At 66.0% G+C, this 17,751-nt stretch carries 14 protein-coding genes; 7 read left to right on the top strand and 7 right to left on the bottom strand.

Going from position 1 to position 17,751, the window contains the following annotated elements; genetic code table 11:
• Positions 1 to 286: 286 nt before the first annotated feature.
• Positions 287 to 2,155, bottom strand: a complete 1,869-nt coding sequence (locus ACQRAG_RS06755) for a cation-translocating P-type ATPase (RefSeq protein WP_329969173.1) — start codon at positions 2,153 to 2,155, stop codon at positions 287 to 289.
• A gap of 180 nt (positions 2,156 to 2,335) precedes the next feature.
• Positions 2,336 to 2,611 (bottom strand): metal-sensing transcriptional repressor, encoded by a 276-nt coding sequence (locus ACQRAG_RS06750; protein WP_168936177.1) that lies wholly within the window; start codon positions 2,609 to 2,611, stop codon positions 2,336 to 2,338.
• Between the two features lie 586 nt (positions 2,612 to 3,197).
• On the opposite strand from ACQRAG_RS06750, the gene ACQRAG_RS06745 reads away from it, so the two are divergent.
• The gene (locus tag ACQRAG_RS06745) at positions 3,198 to 4,043 is read left to right on the top strand and encodes a DUF116 domain-containing protein (protein WP_168936178.1); all 846 of its coding nucleotides are present in this window, start codon (positions 3,198 to 3,200) and stop codon (positions 4,041 to 4,043) included.
• A gap of 5 nt (positions 4,044 to 4,048) precedes the next feature.
• Entirely contained in the window at positions 4,049 to 5,566 is a 1,518-nt protein-coding gene (locus ACQRAG_RS06740; protein WP_427805292.1) for a transcription antitermination factor NusB, read from the top strand.
• Between the two features lie 259 nt (positions 5,567 to 5,825).
• Here the strand turns inward: ACQRAG_RS06740 and ACQRAG_RS06735 are convergent, their stop codons facing one another.
• The gene (locus ACQRAG_RS06735; RefSeq protein ID WP_204626349.1) at positions 5,826 to 6,839 is read right to left on the bottom strand and encodes a ParB/RepB/Spo0J family partition protein; all 1,014 of its coding nucleotides are present in this window, start codon (positions 6,837 to 6,839) and stop codon (positions 5,826 to 5,828) included.
• 80 nt (positions 6,840 to 6,919) lie between these two features.
• Between ACQRAG_RS06735 and ACQRAG_RS06730 the strand changes: the two genes are divergently transcribed.
• Entirely contained in the window at positions 6,920 to 7,321 is a 402-nt protein-coding gene (locus ACQRAG_RS06730) for a hypothetical protein (RefSeq protein ID WP_006006916.1), read from the top strand.
• A 131-nt stretch (positions 7,322 to 7,452) separates the two neighbouring features.
• On the opposite strand, the gene ACQRAG_RS06725 is transcribed toward ACQRAG_RS06730, so the two are convergent.
• Complete coding sequence (locus ACQRAG_RS06725; RefSeq protein ID WP_168936181.1) at positions 7,453 to 8,238, bottom strand: ParA family protein; 786 nt, start codon at positions 8,236 to 8,238, stop codon at positions 7,453 to 7,455.
• 270 nt (positions 8,239 to 8,508) lie between these two features.
• Between ACQRAG_RS06725 and ACQRAG_RS06720 the strand changes: the two genes are divergently transcribed.
• Positions 8,509 to 8,910 (top strand): response regulator, encoded by a 402-nt coding sequence (locus tag ACQRAG_RS06720; protein WP_168936182.1) that lies wholly within the window; start codon positions 8,509 to 8,511, stop codon positions 8,908 to 8,910.
• A 9-nt stretch (positions 8,911 to 8,919) separates the two neighbouring features.
• A complete protein-coding gene (locus ACQRAG_RS06715; protein WP_204626348.1) occupies positions 8,920 to 9,735 on the top strand; it encodes a DsbA family protein in 816 nt (271 codons plus the stop codon).
• 579 nt (positions 9,736 to 10,314) lie between these two features.
• Here the strand turns inward: ACQRAG_RS06715 and ACQRAG_RS06710 are convergent.
• The 3 genes from ACQRAG_RS06710 to ACQRAG_RS06700 all read right to left on the bottom strand — a co-directional run bounded on the left by ACQRAG_RS06710 (position 10,315) and on the right by ACQRAG_RS06700 (position 13,305).
• Positions 10,315 to 10,797: a C40 family peptidase gene (locus ACQRAG_RS06710; protein WP_168936184.1), complete on the bottom strand. Its 483-nt coding sequence runs from the start codon at positions 10,795 to 10,797 to the stop codon at positions 10,315 to 10,317.
• 485 nt (positions 10,798 to 11,282) lie between these two features.
• Positions 11,283 to 12,845: an ammonia-forming cytochrome c nitrite reductase subunit c552 gene (locus ACQRAG_RS06705; RefSeq protein ID WP_168936185.1), complete on the bottom strand. Its 1,563-nt coding sequence runs from the start codon at positions 12,843 to 12,845 to the stop codon at positions 11,283 to 11,285.
• The gene (locus tag ACQRAG_RS06700) at positions 12,838 to 13,305 is read right to left on the bottom strand and encodes a NapC/NirT family cytochrome c (RefSeq protein WP_006006938.1); all 468 of its coding nucleotides are present in this window, start codon (positions 13,303 to 13,305) and stop codon (positions 12,838 to 12,840) included. The genes ACQRAG_RS06705 and ACQRAG_RS06700 overlap by 8 nt, the downstream gene beginning before the upstream one ends.
• 311 nt (positions 13,306 to 13,616) lie before the next feature.
• Between ACQRAG_RS06700 and ACQRAG_RS06695 the strand changes: the two genes are divergently transcribed.
• Positions 13,617 to 15,956, top strand: coding sequence for an ATP-binding protein (locus ACQRAG_RS06695; protein WP_427803812.1), 2,340 nt, complete (start codon positions 13,617 to 13,619; stop codon positions 15,954 to 15,956).
• Between the two features lie 279 nt (positions 15,957 to 16,235).
• Positions 16,236 to 17,675, top strand: a complete 1,440-nt coding sequence (locus ACQRAG_RS06690; RefSeq protein WP_297231464.1) for a sigma-54-dependent transcriptional regulator — start codon at positions 16,236 to 16,238, stop codon at positions 17,673 to 17,675.
• Positions 17,676 to 17,751: the final 76 nt, after the last annotated feature.

The raw sequence follows: 17,751 nt of genomic DNA, 5'->3' as shown, positions 1-17,751 counted from the left end.
AGGTGACGTCACCCGTCCCCGTCGTTGACCGGCGGGCCGTGACAGCGCACATGGACCGAAAAGAGAGAGGAAAGGCCGCTCCTGACGGAGCGGCCTTTCTGTTTTTTTTGCGGGTGATTGCAGCAGTAGTTTCTGGATTGGGGGAGTGAATCGCCAGCACGGTATGTGGCATCCCCGAGAGCATATTTCCCTGAATAAAGCGCATTTGGGGGAGGATGGGGGGCTTGGGGGGAAGGGACCCCCTTTTTGCGCTAGGCAAAGGGGGTCCCTTCCCCCCAATATCTTTCTACCTTCCGGCCTCCTTGTGGCGCCAGTTCAGGAGCAGTGCCGAATTGATGATGACCAGCACCGAACCGGCGTTGTGGACGAGAGCGCCCAGCACCGGCGAGAGCAGGCCGCCCATGGCCAGGAAGATGGCCGCGAAATTGAGGATCATGGAGAAGGACAGATTGAGGGTGATGGTGCGCATCATGCGCCGGGACAGGGCGAAGATGTGCGGCAGTTCCTTGATGTCGTCATGCACCAGGGCCATGTCGGCGGCGTCCACGGCGATGTCGCTGCCGATGCCGCCCATGGCCACGCCCACGAAGGCCTTTTTCAGGGCAGGGGCGTCATTGATGCCGTCACCGATCATGCAGACGGGCCGCTCCTGACGCTGGCTGTCCGCGATCCATTCCAGCTTGTCGGCGGGCAGGCAGTTGGCGCGCACGCCGTCCAGGGCCAGGCCCGCGCTGACGCTGCGGGCGGCGGCCTCGTTGTCGCCGGTCAGCAGCATGGTGGACACGCCCGCGTCCCGCAGACCCTGCAGGGTGGCGGCAGCCGTGTTGCGCAGGCTGTCGGCCAGGGCGATGAAACCGGCAAAACGTCCGTCCAGGGCCACATAGACGAGGCTCTGGCCCGCATCCAGGGCGCGCTGCGCTTCTTCCTTGTCCGTGGGGGACAGGGCGATGCCGTTATCCTGCAACAGGGCAGCGTTGCCCGCCAGCAGCGCATGGCCGTCCACACGGGCGGAGACACCGCGCCCGGGCAGCATGCGGAAATCTTCGGCTTCGGGGATGTCCCGCGTGCCCGCGTCCCGCACGATGGCCTTGCCCAGCGGGTGTTCGGAGCGCCGCTCCGCGGCGGCGGTCAGGAGGTGCAGCTGCTGCGGCGCGAGTTCGGGCAGGGCGCTGTGCACATGGGCCACGCCGGGAGTGCCCCGGGTCAGGGTGCCGGTCTTGTCGAAGGCCACGACCCTGACGCGGGCCAGACGCTCCAGCGCGTCCCCTTCCTTGACCAGGACGCCGTGGCGGGTGGCATTGCCGATGGCGGCCATGATGGCCGTGGGCGTGGCCAGCACCAGGGCGCAGGGGCAGAAGACCACCAGGATGGTCACGGCGCGCAGCACTTCGCCGGTCACGATCCAGGTGCCCGCAGCGGCGGTCAGGGCCGTGACCACGATCCAGGTGGCCCAGCGGTCGGCCAGGCTCACGATACGGGCCTTGCCCGCGTCGGCGGACTGCACCAGGCGGATCATGCGCTGCAGGGAGCTGTCCTCGCCCACCTTGACGGCGCGCATGTCGAAGGCCCCGAACTGGTTCACCGTGCCGCTGGACACCGTATCGCCGGGGCCCTTGTCCACGGGCAGGGACTCGCCGGTCATGACCGACTGGTCGATGGCCGTCTGGCCGCTGACGATGATGCCGTCCACGGGGATGGTCTCGCCGGGCAGCACGCGCAGCAGGTCGTCCACGCGTACCTCTTCGGCGGGGATGATGCTCTCGGCCGTGCCGTCCAGGCGCCGGGCCGTGCGCGGGGTCAGATGCACCAGCCGCTCGATGCCCGCCCGGGCCTTGGCCACGGTGCGTTCCTCCAGCAGGGCGCCCAGCTGCATGATGAAGGCCACCTCACCGGCGGCGAAGATCTCGCCGATGATGACGGACGCCAGCAGGGCCAGCGAGACCAGCACGTCGGCCTTGATGTCGAAGCGCGTGAACAGGCCTTCGGCGCCTTCCTTGATGATGGGCACGCCGCACAGCAGCACGGCCAGCCAGGCCGGATCCACAGGACCGGGGACAACTTCCAGAAAACTCAGCAGCAGGGCCACTGCCGAGATACCCAGGGCCAGTGCCTGCCGGGGTTCTTCCCTGAGCCATTCCTTGACGTCTGCCAGCATGGGGCCTCCTTGTCTGTCCGGGGGCGTCATGGGCATCCACAGGTCCGGCATGTGCGGAAGGCTCTGCGGCGGATGTGCGCGGGGACAGGCGGGGTGGAAATGTATTGGATCGGCCCTCAAGATACCTATAGGGGTATAGGTAGTCAAGCAGGGGACAAAAAAAAAGCCGGGCAGGCCCGGCTAGCTGCGACGGGAAAAATGTTCCACGGCCTTGGCAAAGGCCGCGATGGTGGCGTCGGCATCCCCGTGTTCGATGCCGTCGCGCACGCAGTGCTGCAAGTGGCCTTCCAGTACGATCTGGCCCACTCGGTGCAGGGCGCCCTTGACCGCGTTGATCTGGATGAGGATGTCCTCGCAGGGCACGTCCTTGTCGATCATCTGGTCGATGGCCTGCAACTGGCCCATGAGCTTCTTCATCCGGCGGTGCAGGTTCTCCGCATCCATGCATTGTCTCATACGTCCTCCTTTCAGGGCAGGGGACATTATTGCGGGCCGTCTGTCAAGAGGAGGGCGGATACGGGGAGGGGGCAGGCCAGGCTCCGGCGCCTGGCCGCCTGCCGCATTCCTGCCGTCCGCGTCCCGAAGCCATCGTGTCCATGCGGACGGGCAGGGGGGCGCAGCAGGGTGGCCTTTGCCAGTGGAGAGTCCTACACCGGGCCGGGAAGTGTCCCGCACCCTCTGCATGCATGAGCCGGAAAGGGCGCATCCGCCGTGCCTGCTCACAAAGGGGAGAGTTCCAGCTCCAGGGGGACAGGTACGATGGCTGTGGTGAAAAGGAGGGGGCAGGCACAGGCAGTCTTCCTGCCGGGAGGGGAGGCAAGGGGCATCTGTTGTCCCGGCGGGCTTTGGTGTAGGATGGCAGCGCTGTGACCATGACGGCAAGTCCGTCCGGTGTGTCCTGAAGGCCCCTGTCATGGCGGGCCATATGAGCGCTTTTTTTTCTTTTTTTGATGCCCGGCATGGCTGATAGCCAAAAATGCCGTACAGGGCATCTGTGGGCCATTTCGACCGTGTGGCCGTTTTTGGCCTTCACTGGAGTCCTATGCTACGAAAGTCTCCCTATTCCCTGCCCGCCAGTCAGTACGGCGGCGGGCGCAAGCGCATCTTCATCGGCCTGATGCTGGCCTCCTGCTGCGTGGCCTGTCTGGCTCTGGCCTTCTTCCTCATCCTGCCCTGGTCGGACTATGGCCAGACCCTCACCTGGCTGCCGCTGCTGTGCATGCTGGTGGGCGGGGCAGGCATCCTGGCCCTGATCTGGATGTGCGGCACGCTGGTCTGGCATGTCTACACGGGGCGCTATCTCCCCGGGGTGAGCAGCGTGCGCCATGTGACCATCCGCCTGTTCTTCCCGCTCATGGAGCTGCTGGCCAAGGTGGTGCGCATGGAGCGCAAGCGGGTGCGACATTCCTTCATCAAGGTCAACAACGAACTGGTGCTGGCCGACCGCCCGCGCGTGCGGCCGGAGCGGCTGCTCCTGCTGCTGCCGCACTGCATCCAGCGCAGTGCCTGCCCGCACCGGCTCAATCATAATGTGGACCTGTGCCGCCGTTGCGGACAATGCCCCGTGGGCGGTCTGCTGCAGCTGCGGGACCGTTACGGTTTCCATCTGGCGCTGGCCACCGGCGGGACCATCGCCCGGCGCATCGTGGTCCAGACGCGGCCCCGCATGATCATCGCCGTGGCCTGCGAACGGGACCTCACCTCCGGCATCCAGGACAGCTACCCCTTGCCGGTCTTCGGCATCCTCAACCAGCGTCCCTGCGGCCCCTGTCTGGACACGCTGGTGTCCCTTGCGGCCGTGGAGGGGGCCGTGCGCCTGTTCCTCGGGCTTGAGGACAGCGCGGAGACTGGAGATAACGCTAAAAATAATCATTTTATTTCAAAGTGATACCTATGATAGGAACAAAAAGGAAAGCAGGTCGGGACACGGCCGGTCAGGCCTTTGCCGCGGAAGGCAACGGCCATTTTACGGAAAGCCGCCGTCTGCGGCAGCTCCCGCCCGCGGCCCCGGCCCTGGCCCTGCGGGCCCTGTGTCTGCTGGACAGCGCCTTCAGTGCGGGCTGCACCATACAGGCGGCCCTGCAGCAGGTGCTGGAAGACACGGCCCGGCGTCAGGAAGGCGGTCTGGCCGAGCGTGACCGGCATCTGGCGGCGGAGCTGGCTTACGGTACCCTGCGCATGGAGAACCGTCTGGCCTTCGTGCTGGGCAAGGTGCTGCGGCAGCCGCTCAAGCTGCCCCTGCCGTTGCGGCGGTTGCTGGCCGTGGCGGCCTACGGCCTGCTGTTCCTGGATCGTCTGCCTGCCCATGCCGTGCTGCATACGGCCGTGGATCTGGCCCGGCAGCTCTACGGGCCGGGACTGGCCAGGGTAGTCAACGGCAGCCTGCGTTCCGTACAGCGCTTGGGCGATGCCGTCCGGACGCCGAATTTCTATGCCGGGCCTGCGGATGAAGAAACGTTTTTTGCCGAGGATGCGGCCGCGGCCCGCAAGTTGCGCAGCCTTGCCCTGCCGGAAGCAGAGCTGCGGCTGGCCCGCTTCCATGCCGTGCCGCGCTGGCTGGTGGCCCTGTGGCAACAGGCCTACGGTGACGAGGCTTGCCGGGCCCTGCTGGCCCGTTCCGGGGCGCGCCCCTGGCAGGCGCTGCGCGTCAATGCCTCGCGTCCCCAGGCCGCGGCCCTGAAACAGGCCTTGCTGGCCTGTGTCCCGGCGGACGGCCCCGCGCCGCAGGCCGTGGGGCGCTGGGGCGTTGCCTTCGCGCCCGGGCAGACGCCTGCCGCCGTACAGGGCGAGGCGCTTGCCCGTCTGCTGGAGCAGGGGGCCCTTTCGCAGCAGGCGGCGGCCTCGCAGGAAGTGATGGCCGCGCTGGGGCTGGAAGACTGGCTGGGACGTGGATGGCCCGTCTGGGATGCCTGTGCCGGTTACGGCGGCAAGAGCGTGCAATTGCTGGAGCAGGGCGGTGACGTGCGCCTGTGCACGGACCGCAGTTTCTCCCGCCTGCGGCAGGTGCCGGGGCATTGCCGCCGTCTGGGCCTTGCGTTGCCGCATCTGGCCCTGGCCGATGCTTCCCGGCCGCCCGTCGTCCGCTGGCAGGGCGGCATCATCGCCGATGTGCCGTGCAGCGGCCTGGGCGTGCTGGCCCGCCGTCCCGATCTGCGGCGTCGTCCCCGGACGGCCCTTGCCGAGCACGCCGACCTGCAACGGGCCATCCTCAAGGCTCTGGCCGCACGTCTGGAGCCCGGCGCCGAGCTGGCCTACATCACCTGTACCCTGCATCCGCTGGAGAACGAGCAGGCCGTGGACTGGCTGCTGGCGGGAGACAGCGGCCTGGAGCGCCTTGTGCAATGGCAGACGCCCCACGACCACCCCTGGTTGGAAGGCATGTTCGCCGCGCGCCTGCGGCGGCGTGGGTAGGGGAGAAGATGCTTGAGGGGGCACGGTGTATCCTGACCGGATACACCGTGCCCCCTGTTGTTTTTTGTCATTCTGGTGGGAAGAGTTCCTGACCATTTTTACAGGGAGGGGATCACCGTCTTTCAGACAACGGCGGGGACCCTCCGGCCAGACCGGAAGAAAGGTTTTTTCAGGGATGGGGAGAGCGCGAGAGGGGAAGGGGCAGTTTTTACAAAAAACGCCCCTTCCCCTCTCGCCATTATATTTCTTTGCCTCCCGGCTACTGCCGGGGGGTCTTGGCATCCACCGGGGCCGCGATGGCTTCCCCGGCGGGCTCGTCTTCAGGGATGTGGCAGTGCAGGCGGTTCAGCAGGGCTTCCAGCTCCTGGGGGCTGGTGTAGCGCAGGGTGATGCGGCCGCTTTCCATATCGCCGCTGACGCGGGCCTTGCAGGGCAGGGCGGCGCAGAGGCTTTTTTGCAGGGCGGCGATCTGGGGCAGCTTTTTGCGCTTGCAGGGGGCGGGCCGCTGCGGGGCGGCTTCGCTGGCGGCGGTCCAGGGCAGGCGCTGTTCCTCGCGCCAGAGGGCCACGGCTTCTTCGGCCTGGCGCACGCTCAGGGACTCGCTGATGATATGGCTGCGCAGCACTTCGGCGGCGGCCAGGGCGCGCTCGTCATTGCCCAGGGCCAGCAGGCAGCGGGCATGACCGGCGCTGAGGCGGCCGTGGTGGAGATCGGCCTGCGCGGCGGGCGAGAGCTGGAGCAGGCGCAGGGCATTGGCGATGGCCGGGCGGCTCTTGCCCAGGCGGGCGGCCAGGGCCTCCTGCGTCAGCTTGAGGGTCTCGCGCAGCTGCTGCAGGGCCTGGGCCTCTTCCATGGGATTGAGGTTTTCGCGCTGCAGGTTCTCGATAAGGGCGGCGGCCATGACTTCGGCATCGCTCATCTCGCGCACGTGCACGGGCACCTGTCCGAGGCCCGCCTGACGGGCGGCCCGCCAGCGGCGTTCACCGGCCACGATCTGGTAGTGGCCGGGCCTGTCGGCCAGGGGGCGCACCAGCAGGGGCTGGATGATGCCCTGTTCGCGGATGGAGGCCGCCAGTTCGGCCAGGGATTCGGCATCGAAGGTCTGGCGGGGCTGGCTGGGATTGGCATGCAGATGGGACAGGGGCAGCAGGGTGGGGCTGTGTTCCGTGCCCGTCTCTTTTTCCGGCGTATCGTTCTTTTCCTGCCGGGCGGCGCCCATATCCGTACGGCGCAACAGGGCGTCCAGGCCGCGGCCGAGACCTTTGCTACTCATGCTCTCTCCTTGACATCATGCCGTGCTGGCGGCACTTTTTACGACAGTGATTGCCCCAAAACTTTTGACCAGAGGAAACCATGTCCAACAAGCATCTTCTGTACCTGACCGACCGTCAGGGAAATCTGGAAGGGGTGCAGCTTTCTGCCGCCCTGTGGTCGCATTGCGAGGCGGCCGTCGTCAAGGCCCTGAAGGCCATGGAGCCCCCCCTGGAACACCTGAATGACGAGCCCGTGGCTGATTTCGAGCGCCTGCTCCAGTTCTGGGATTTCCGTTATCCGTACAGCCCCGAGGTCACCTGTCCGCATTGCGGCGCCCATACCGCCGACTGGCGCAACGACCCCGCGCATCCGTTCCATCTGACCACGGCCAATCTGGGCGGTCTGCTGGTCTTCCGTTGCAAGAGCTGCCAGTCCACGGTGCGCCAGAAGCATTTCCGCGACCACATGGCTGTGGAATGCACGCCGTACAATCCTGACTAGCTTTGCCGGCGGTGTTTCCCGTTGCCGCTGTTTTTTGCCGGGCTTTGCCCGGCTTTTTTTATGCCCGCCTCTCGGGCATGACGGCGGGGCTTTCCGGCTTTTCAGGAAGGACCGGCCGTCATGTGTTTTTTTTAGCGCGGCTGCGGCATGCGGGCGGGATCGCGCAGGGCCACTTCCTTGGCAAGGTTGAGGTAGGCGTCGGCGCCCTTGGACTTGATGTCGTAGTGGATGATGGACTTGCCGTGGCTGGGCGCTTCGGAAAGGCGCACGTTGCGCGGGATGACCGTCTCGAAGAGGTGGTCGGGGAAGCAGCGCTGTACTTCGTCGCGCACTTCGCGGGTCAGGCGGTTGCGGGCATCGTACATGGTCAGCACCACGCCCAGCAGGTTCAGCTTGGGATTGAGGCGTTTTTTGACCAGTTCGAAGGTCTGCAGCAGTTTGACGATACCTTCCAGGGCGAAAAACTCGCACTGCAGGGGGATGAGCAGTTCCTGCGAGGCGCAGAGGGAGTTGAGGGTCAGCAGGCCCAGGGACGGCGGGCAGTCGATGATGATGTAATCGTACTCCGTGCCCAGCGGTTCGAGGCAGTCGCGCAGGTAGAACTCGCGGGCCATCTTGTCCACCAGTTCCAGTTCCACGGCCACCAGGTTGGTGCTGGCGGGCAGCACGTCGAGGAAGGGCGTGCGGGTGCTGCTGATACTCTCGTGGATGTTCTCCGGCGTATAGAAGGTGGAGTAGAGGTCGTGATGCAGGTCTTCCTGGGCGATACCGATACCGCTGGTGCTGTTGGCCTGGGGGTCACAGTCCACCAGCAGCACGCGCTTTTCCATGACGGCCAGTGCGGCGGAAAGGTTGATGGCGGTGGTCGTCTTGCCGACGCCGCCTTTTTGGTTGGCTATGGAAATGATGCGCGCCATGCTGTCCTCCGGGCTGTGTTTCACGGGAAACAGGGGGAGCTGTTTCACGGGAAACAAACAAAAAAGTGAGGCCCCTCTGCCGGGGCCGCCATCTGCGGAACAAAATAAAGAAAAGCCCGACAAATGGGAAGACGTGAACCGTCCGTGACAAAAAAATGCCGGTATGTCCGGCGGCATCGCTGTCCCCGCCATCGCCCGGGGCAGGGGTTCTTGCCCCGGATTCCGTTTCTGGCTAAAATCAGCGCCGCATTGCAACAAGGAGTTGGTTCCATGGCTGATACGCGCATTCTTCTGGTGGATGACGAAAAGGAAGTGACGGCCCTGCTGGCCAAGCGTCTTGTACGGCGCGGCTACCAGTGTGACACGGCGGCGGACGGCCTGCAGGCCGTGGAAGCCATGCGCGAACAGCCTTTTCCCATCGTCGTCATGGATGTGAAGATGCCCAATATGGACGGCATCGCCGCCCTCAAGATCATCGTGGAGCAGTGGCCCACCGCCCAGGTGATCCTGCTTTCCGGCCATGCGGACATGCAGCTTGCCGTGCAGGCCATGAGCGAAGGCGCTTTCGGCTACCTGATGAAACCTGTCGATTTTGATGAACTCCTGTTCAAAATCGAAGATGCCGCCATGCAGAGCCGGCTTGAAGGGCCGGAAAGCGACATGGCGCGATAGGATATTTGCATGAAGAAACTGTTCCGTCCTCTGGTGCTGGGCGGTATCCTTTTGCTGGCGGTGGGCCTGGCCCCCGTCATGGATACGACTCCCGCCCGTGCCGCCACCGTCACCGACGCCAACCTGAAGCAGATGCTGGAGGATCTGCTGCGCGAACATCCCGAGATCGTCCTGGACGTGCTGCGCTCCCACAGCGAAGACGTGCTGGACATCGCCCAGGCGGGCGCCAATGCGCGCCGCAAGGCCGCCCTGGAAGCCCAGTGGCACAAGGAAGTGAAGAACACGCCCCAAAAGCAGATCTCGCTGTCGGGCCGCCCGGTCAAGGGCAATGCGGCGGCGCCGGTGCGCATCGTGGCCTTTTCGGACTTCACCTGCCACTATTGCCAGCAGGCCACCCATGTGCTTGACGAGATCATGAAGAAATACGGCAAGAACGTCAGCCTGGTCTACAAGCACATGCCGCTGGACGAGCAGGGCCCCGGCATGCTGGCCGCCCGCTACTTCGTGGCCGTGGCCGCGCAGAGCGAGAGCAAGGCCTGGAAGTTTTATGACGCCATGTACGCCGACCGCGACCGCCTGCTGCTGGAAGGCCAGAAGTTCGTGGACGAGGTCTGCGACAAGCTGGGCCTGGACAAGGACCGCCTGAAAAAGGACGCCGCCAGCGACAAGACGGCCCGGATCATCGCCCAGGATCTGGACGATGCCAAAAAGCTGAAGATCGACGGCACGCCCTGCTTCCTGGTCAACGGCCTGATGGTGCGGGGCGCACTGTCCGAACCCCTCTTCGAAGCGGCCGTGGACATCGCTCTGGAAGCGGCACGCTAACATCTGATCGTGACCGTACGAAGACCGGCTGCGGGATGCCCCGTATGCCGGTCTTTTTTTATGGCTTCGGGCCGGGTCGAAGACGGATGGGCCTGCCGGGACGGAGGCGCGGGGAAGATGGCAGTGCCCGTTGTGCGGTGGAGTCTTTTGGCCGGGCTGTCCGGGGGCGGGCATCCGTCCGGAAAGCAGGGGGACTATCGGGACGGTCCGAAGGTCCGTTCTTGTTGAAAAGGACAGCGCGTGCCGCTGGCGTCCGTCAGGTGTGCGGGATGGTCAGGCAGGAAAGGAAGAGACCGCCGATGCGAGGGGGCGGACAAGGCAAAGGACAGCCCGGAGGCTGCCCTTTATGTGAAGGCCGGGCGTGGCGAAACGCCCGTCAAGATTAGCTGGAATAAAAAGTGGAAATCTCACTGCAACGCTACGTCAAAAAACTCCTGATGGCAAGATGCCAGCCCCTGCGCCCGCAGAGGAAAAAGGCCGGTATGCGGGAAAGGGTGGCCTGTCGGGCCGGATGTCTGGAAAAAAGGCACAAAAAAAGCGCGGTCGCCCGCGCTTTTTTCGTTCTTTCCTGCAAAGGGATCAGATGACGATGCGGCGTACCGCGATGAGCCTGTTGCCCCAGTAGGGCTGCATGTTCTCCCGGCGTACGGTCTTGCCGCGGCTGGGGCTGTGGATGAAGGTATTGTTGCCGGCATAGATGCCGGTATGCAGGCCGCGGGGGCCGCTGCTGGTCCTGAAGACCATGATGTCGCCGGGCCGGGGCGAGCTCTTGGGCACGGCATATCCGGCCCGCGCCTGATCCACGGTCACACGCGGGACCTTGAGGCCGTTCTGGCGGTAGGCCCACCAGATGAGGCCCGAGCAGTCGAAACCGCGGGAGGGAGAGGCCCCGCCCATGCGATATTGCTTGCCTTCCTGGCTGGAGGCCGTGCGTACGATGTTCTGGGCCCGCTGGGGATTGTTGTAGCCGGGATCGTCCGGCTGGAACATGGCACAGCCCGATGCGCTGCCCAAGATCAGGGCCAGGAAAAATATCTGAAAAAGACGGCGATAGGTTCTCATGATCCGCTCTGCCTGAAAGTTTGAAAGTCACGGCGTGGAGATGCCGTCGGAAAAACTGTTTTCCAGATGCAAAGCAAATACCGGGCCAAAAAGGCACACCTTAGGGTGTTTTTATAAATATCAAGTAAAAACAGATAGATGTTATTTAAAAGAGCAGTATGCCAGCTCATAGGAACAGACAAAAATCTGTCATCCTTTTCGCATGAAAGAGGGCGGGCGTCAAAGTTTCCACGCCGCCGGAGCCGCCGTGCGGCGGTTGTGGCAGGGGCCTAAAAAAAGGGGGCCCCTTGCGGGGCCCCGGGGGTAGAGGATGAGGCATGGCCGGGCGGGACCGGGCCGTTGCGGGAAAGGTCGGGGAGGGGGAGGGGAATCCCCTCCCCGATGCGGCCCGGTGACGGCCCGGGGGCCGTGCCCGCGCTGCTGTTTTCCTCAGGACGAGGCGGGACCGGCAGGGCCGCCGATCCCGTTTCAGGGCTGTCGAGGTCCTAGCGGGCGCTCAGTTCCTGGCCGTCCCACACCTGTTCGGCCTTGGGCAGCACGGGCAGGAGCTGCGTCCAGGGATGCTGCTTCAGGAAATCGGCATCCTGCTGCAGCTTGCGGCTCATGTTCAGGATGGGCGGCACGATCTGCTTGATGTCCCCGGCCAGGGCGGGGCTGATGCTGTAGCCGGTGGCCTGTTCGGCCAGGGCCACGGCCTTGTGGCTGAACTCCATGGAGCTCATGAGGGTGTCCAGGGCCTTGGCGGGGTTATGGAAGCCCACGCTGTTCTCGGCGGACACATAGTCCCAGTAGAGCTGGCCCTTGCGGACCATCTCGCGGGCCTCGGCCATCAGGCTGTCATAATTGGCGGCGCGCTGTTCGGCGGGCACCGCGTTGGCCAGGCGCACGGCCTCGTGGGCGCGCACGGATTCTTCCTGGGCCTTGAGCAGCTGCCTGAAGGTCTTCTCCTGGGTGTAGAGCACGCGGCCGCGCAGGTAGTCGGCGGTCTTGTCGGCATGGCACTGGCGGCAGGCGCGCAGCTCGGGGTCCTTGAGCGGCGAGGTCATCCAGTGGCTGGAGACCTTCTTGCCGTCCACGCGCTGGTAGGGCATGTGGCAGTCCGCGCAGGAGACGCCGGCGGCGCCGTGGGTGCCGTCGATGAAGGTCTCGTACTCGGGATGCTGCATCTTGATCATGGGCACCTTGGAGGCCGCATGCACCCAGTCGGTGAAGGGCCCGCTGCTGCCGTCGGCCTGCTTGGGCCCGTGGCTCTTGTAGTATTCATACATGTCGCCGGGGCCGAAGCCCTTGTCCCAGGGGAAGACGGGACGGCCCGCGGGCCCGTTGTCCTTGTGGGTGAAGTAGTATTCCACATGGCACTGGGCACAGACCAGGGTGCGCTTCTCGTTGCGGGAGAGCTTGTCCCAGTCCTTGCCGGAACGCTTCAGCCAGTCCTTGAGCGGTTCGGAGTAGGGGCGCAGCTCCATGGTGGCCGGATCGTGGCAGTTGCTGCAGCCGATGGTCTCGTCCATCTCGCTGATGGCGTCCTTGCCGCGGAAGGTGTTCACGTCCTTGGTCCAGAAGGCGTCACCGTACTTGCCGATCCATTCCATCATCTTGGGGGTCTTGCAGTTCCAGCAGGTGGCGGGCAGACCGCCCTTTTCCCCGTAGCGGTTGATGCGGTCGATGTTGACGAAGTCCTTGACGGCATAGGTGTGGCCGCGGGCCTCGTTGTATTCGTACATGAAGGGATAGCCCAGCCAGAGGTTCTTCAGATAGGGCTGGGCGTGCTTGTAGCCCTTGGGCAGGGGATTCACGTCGTCGTTCTTGTGGAACGGCACCGAGCCCTTGTACTCGGTCATGACGGACGTCTCGTTGTTTTTCTGGTACGAGGCGTACTGATGCGGGAAGGCCTCCTTGTAGGCCGAGATGCGGGTCTCGCCCGCGGGCAGGCCGGTCTTGTATTCCGGGGCCTTCAGTTCGGTGTCCACGTCCTGGCAGCCGCCCAGCAGGGGCAGCGCCAGCAGGGCCGCGGCCGCAAGGGTGAGGCCGAAGAGTCGATTAGTCATAAGCAACCGTCCTTGTGCTGATGGGCTTGTGGCGCATGTGGGCCATATTGCGGTGGCAGTCCACGCAATAGGGCTTGGCATCCATGCTGGCCACTTCGCTGTTGGTGGCAAAGTGGCAGGCCTTGCAATTTTCGTTGACCACGTCGCGGGTGCGCGCGCTGAGCGGGCGGGGGATGTCCTTGCCGGACACGTTGCCCATGAAGTCGCGCAGCCCTTCCTGTGCCTTGAACGGCAGCTTGGCCAGCAGGTTGTGCGGGGCGTGGCATTCGTTGCAGGCGAGCTTGGCATGCGTGGACAGCTTGTGCGTCACGGCGGCCTCCTGCATGATGTGGCAGCTGGCGCAGAACGGACGCTGGTCCGTCGAGACCATGGCAAAAGCCATCACGGCCAGCAGTGCCGCGCCCGCCGCCAGACCACCCAGAAAGACTTTGAGCCAGGGTCCTGTGCGGGGTGTACCCATAAAGAGCCTCCTTCGTTGATATCGCCTCCTGTCCCGCACCAAGGGGCAGGGATGACGATCTGAGCATGACGCCGGTCCCCTCCGGCGTTTGTTCCAAAAAGAGCAAGGGGCGTGCCAGTTTGGCCGCTGTGAGCACGTTCACATTTTTCCTTGTTTTATCAGGCTATTATTGGATCGAAGATTTTCTGTTCTCGGCGGGGCCTTGTGATTTTCAGGAAAAAAAGACAGATTTTCAGAAAAATATGACAACTCCGGCCCTGCTTCCGCCGTCGGGACAGCCCGGCGTGTCCGAACGGGCCGACGGAGGAACCATGTCCGACCCCGTGCGCGTACCGCCGTTCGGCGGGCCCGGACACTGGCGGCGCTGGCTGTTGCCCGTGCTGGCCAGTGCCGCCTGGCTGGTCCTGACCTTTTGCCTGTACCGCCATGCCGTGCAGGGCGAGCAGGCCCACCTGCTGGAGCTCTGCCATACCCGCCTGGCGGCCACGGCCCACCAGCTCATGGATGCCCGTGACTGGAACGCGGGCCACGGGGGCGTCTATGTGCCTCTGAGCGCCTACGGCGAGCCCAATCCCTGGCTGCCGGAAAAGGACAGGACCCTGCGGACCGCCGACGGGCGGACGCTGGTGCTCATGAATCCCGCCTACATGAGCCGCCAGATGGCCGAACGCCTCACCGAGCCCGGCTTCCGTCTGGCCATCGTGGGCCAGGCCCCCCTGCGGCCGGGCAACCGGGCCGATGACTGGGAACGGCGGATACTGGCCACGGCCACGCAGGGCGGGCAGGTCTTCTTCAGCGGGGAGGACTGCCTGCCGCAGGGGCGTCTGCGCCTGCTCAGGACACTGGCCGCACAGGAAAGCTGTCTGCGCTGCCATCAGGGCCACAAGGAAGGGGACATGCTGGGCGGTATCAGCATCAGCATGGATGCCGCCGCCTATGTGCGGGATCTGGAGCGGAAACAGCGGGAGCTGGGCCTGCTGTACGGTCTGCTGGCCCTGACCGGGGTGCTGGCCGTGGGCGGCATCACCAGCAACCTGACCTTGCGGCGTCTGCAGGCCGAGGAGAAGAGCCGCCTCAAGAGCGCCTTCATGGGGCGTCTCAGTCACGACATGCGTACCCCGCTGGCGGCCATGCTGGGCATGAGCGATCTGCTCGACCGTCAGGACTGCGGGACGGAGCAGCGGCATACGGCCCTGGCCTATCTGCGCCGGGCCTGCGGGGCCCTTCTGGAGATGGTGGACGACATCACCGACCATGCTTCTCTGGAACAGGGGGACGTGCGTTTGCGCTGCCGGACCTTCGACCTGCCCGCCTGCCTGCGGGCCTGCGCGGATCTGTACAGACCGGCGGCGGAGGGCAAGGGGCTGGAGCTGTTGCTGCATCTGGCGCCGCATCTGCCCCGGCAGGTCCGTGGCGACAGTTTCCGCCTGCGGCAGGCCCTGGGCAATCTGGTGAGCAATGCCGTTAAATTCACGGAACGGGGCCGCGTAGACGTGGAGGCAGGCGGAGAACGCCTGGCTTCCGGCGTGTTCCTGCTGCGGCTGGACGTCCGGGACAGCGGGCCCGGGCTGGAGCCCGGCGAGGAAAGGACGGTCTTTGAAAGTTTTTGCCGGGGCAGTGCCGCCGGCGGCAAGCCGGGCACCGGTCTGGGGCTGAACATCGTACGCACCATCGCCCGCCGCATGGGCGGGGACGTGCAGGTGCGTTCCTGTCCCGGGCAAGGCTGCACGTTCACGCTGGAAGTGCGTCTGAAGATCGTGGAGGGCGGTCCCGGCCCCCAGCCCGGGCACTTGTGCCCGGCGGAAAAAAACGGCGCTGCCCCGGCCACTGCGGCGGGCCCCTTGCAGGGCCTGCGCGTGCTGGTGGCCGAGGATGACGCCGCGGGCCGTTATCTGCTCGAAGTGCGCTTGCGGGAGCAGGGCTGCACCGTGGGGCTGGCTGCGGACGGGGAACAGGTCCTGGACATGCTGGCCGCCACACCGTGGGACGTCATCCTGCTGGATGCCGGTATGCCGCGCATGGACGGCCTGACCGTGCTGGAGCGCATCCGTGCCGGACAGAGCGCCGCGTCCCGGCAGCAGGCGGTGATCGTCCATTCCGCCGGTCTGGCCCCCGGCGAGGAGGCGCGCTTCCGGGCGCTGGGCGTACGGGCCCTGCTGGACAAGCCGGTACCCCCGGCCATGCTGCTGGCCGCATTGCGGGACGTGCCCCGTGGCTGTCCCGGCGACGGTCAGGCAGGGCCGACGCCCTGTGGTGCGGAGGCCGAGGCCCCCGTCATCTGGGACAGGGCGGCCGCACTGGCGGCCGCGGATCAGGACGAGGAGCTGCTGCATACCCTGGTCACGGCCTTGCGGGAGGATCTGCCGCGTCTGGACGCAGCGCTTGCAGCTGCCCGAAAACTGGCCGCCGATTCCGCGGTCCCGGCGGCCCGGACGGCGGAGGCCCTGCGCCGGGCGGCCCATGCCCTGAAGAATTCCGCGGCCACGCTCTGTTTTGAGGAGCTCCGTCTCAGGGCGGCGGCTCTGGAGCAGGCGGCCCGGCAGGCACTGGCGGGCACGCCGGAGCAAGCGGAAGGGCTGGAGCCTTTGGCGGCGGCCTGTGCCGAGGCTCTGGCGCGTGCCGAAGAAGCCCTGCGGCGGGACAACGGCTGACGCCGCCGTCTTCGCGGCGGACCATGCCGCCGTGCCCCGTATGCGGGCGGATGGACGGCAGCCGTGGCAGGCGGATGGCTGCCCGGCCGTCCTTCCGGTCGACGGGGCTCTGGTGCCGGGAACGCCGCAGGAAGGACGAAAAGTTTTTGTATCCGGCATCAGCCGGAGAGCGCAGGAAAAAGGGAACGATATACCGGGCAGCAGGCGCGCCCCTGTGCCGCGCCCGGGGATGGCCACAGGGGAAGCTCCGGGACCGCAGGCCCGGGCAGGGAGGCAAGGATGGCCCGTGTGCTGGTAGTGGATGACGAGAACCTGATGCGCACCATGGTGGAGGTGGCCTGCCGCCGTCTGGGGCACGAGGCCCTGTGCGCGGCCACCTTGGCCGAGGGACGGCGTCTGGCGGCCGCGGGCGTGGACGTCATCCTTCTGGACATGCTCCTGCCCGACGGCAACGGTCTGGATGCGCAGCAGGAGCTGGCGGCCCTGCCCGACGCGCCGGACATCGTGGTCATCACGGGCCACGGCGACGGCGATGCGGCGGAAAAAGCCCTGCGCGGCGGTGTCTGGGATTTTCTCATGAAGCCGGTGCGGGTGCGCGATGTGGAAGAGACCCTGAGCCATGTGCTGGAGGCCCGGGACAGGCGGCGCTCGCGCCGGGGCCTGGAACTGGAGCCGGGTCAGGTGGCGGGGAGCGGCCCGGCCATGCAGGCGGCGCTGGCCCAGCTGGAACAGGCGGCGCACAGCGACGTCAACGTCCTGCTGCTGGGCGAGACCGGCGTGGGCAAGGAGCTGTTCGCCCGCACCCTGTACCGCAACAGCCATCGGGCCTCGCGGCCTTTCGTGGCCGTGGACTGCGCCTCCCTGCCGGAAACGCTGGTGGAGAGCCATCTGTTCGGCCATGCCCGGGGGGCCTTCACCGGCGCGGAGCGGGCCAGCGAGGGCCTGTTGCGGGCGGCGCATCAGGGCACGCTCTTCCTGGACGAGGTGGGCGATCTGCCGCAGGGCATACAGGGGGCTTTTTTGCGGGCGCTGGAGCTGCGCCGTTTCCGTCCTGTGGGAGAGGTGCGCGAGGTGGAGAGCGATTTTCGCCTGGTGGCGGCCACCAATCAGGATCTGGAGGCCATGAGTGAGGACGGGCGCTTTCGCAAGGATCTGCTTTACCGCCTGCAGGGCATGACCATCGTGATCCCGCCCCTGCGCCGGCGCCGGGACGAGATCCCCCTGCTGGCACGGCAGGCGGTCATCCGCTGCTGCCGCCGCAACGGCATGGAGGAGAAGGAGCTTTCCCCCCTGCTGCTGGAGATGCTGGCCGAATACGACTGGCCGGGCAATGTGCGCGAGCTGTTCCATGCGCTGGAGCGGGCCTGTCTGGCGGCGGAACATGCGTCCCTGCTGTTGCCCGCGCACCTCGCCACCGGCCTGCGCGTGGCCGTGGCCCGCAGCCGGGCCGGGCAGGGACGCGTGGCGGGCGACGTGCCCGGCGGCAGGGAGGTCTGTCCCCCGCTGGCCGAAGCCGGGGCCTGTAGCGTGCCCGACCTGCCTCCCATGCCGGAAACGGGGCGGGCCTTTCCTTCGTTGCGCAGCTGGCGGCATGAGGCGGAGCGGCACTATGTGGCCCGGGTACGGGCGCTGTGCGGCGACGATGCCCGGGCCGCCGCACGCATGGCCGGTGTCTCCCGCGGGCACTGGTACGAACTGCTGAAAAAATACGGTTTCTAGGCCCGCAGGGTGCTGCCTGAAAAGCGCGCAAAGGCTTGCGGCAGGCCGGGAAAGCGGATACAAGGGGAGAAGGGAC

It is taken from the genome of Desulfovibrio sp. SGI.230 (genome assembly GCF_050313065.1).
Taxonomy (GTDB): domain Bacteria; phylum Desulfobacterota; class Desulfovibrionia; order Desulfovibrionales; family Desulfovibrionaceae; genus Desulfovibrio.
The sequence above is the reverse complement of the archived record's forward strand: the minus strand, read 5'-3'. Positions and strand labels throughout refer to the sequence as shown.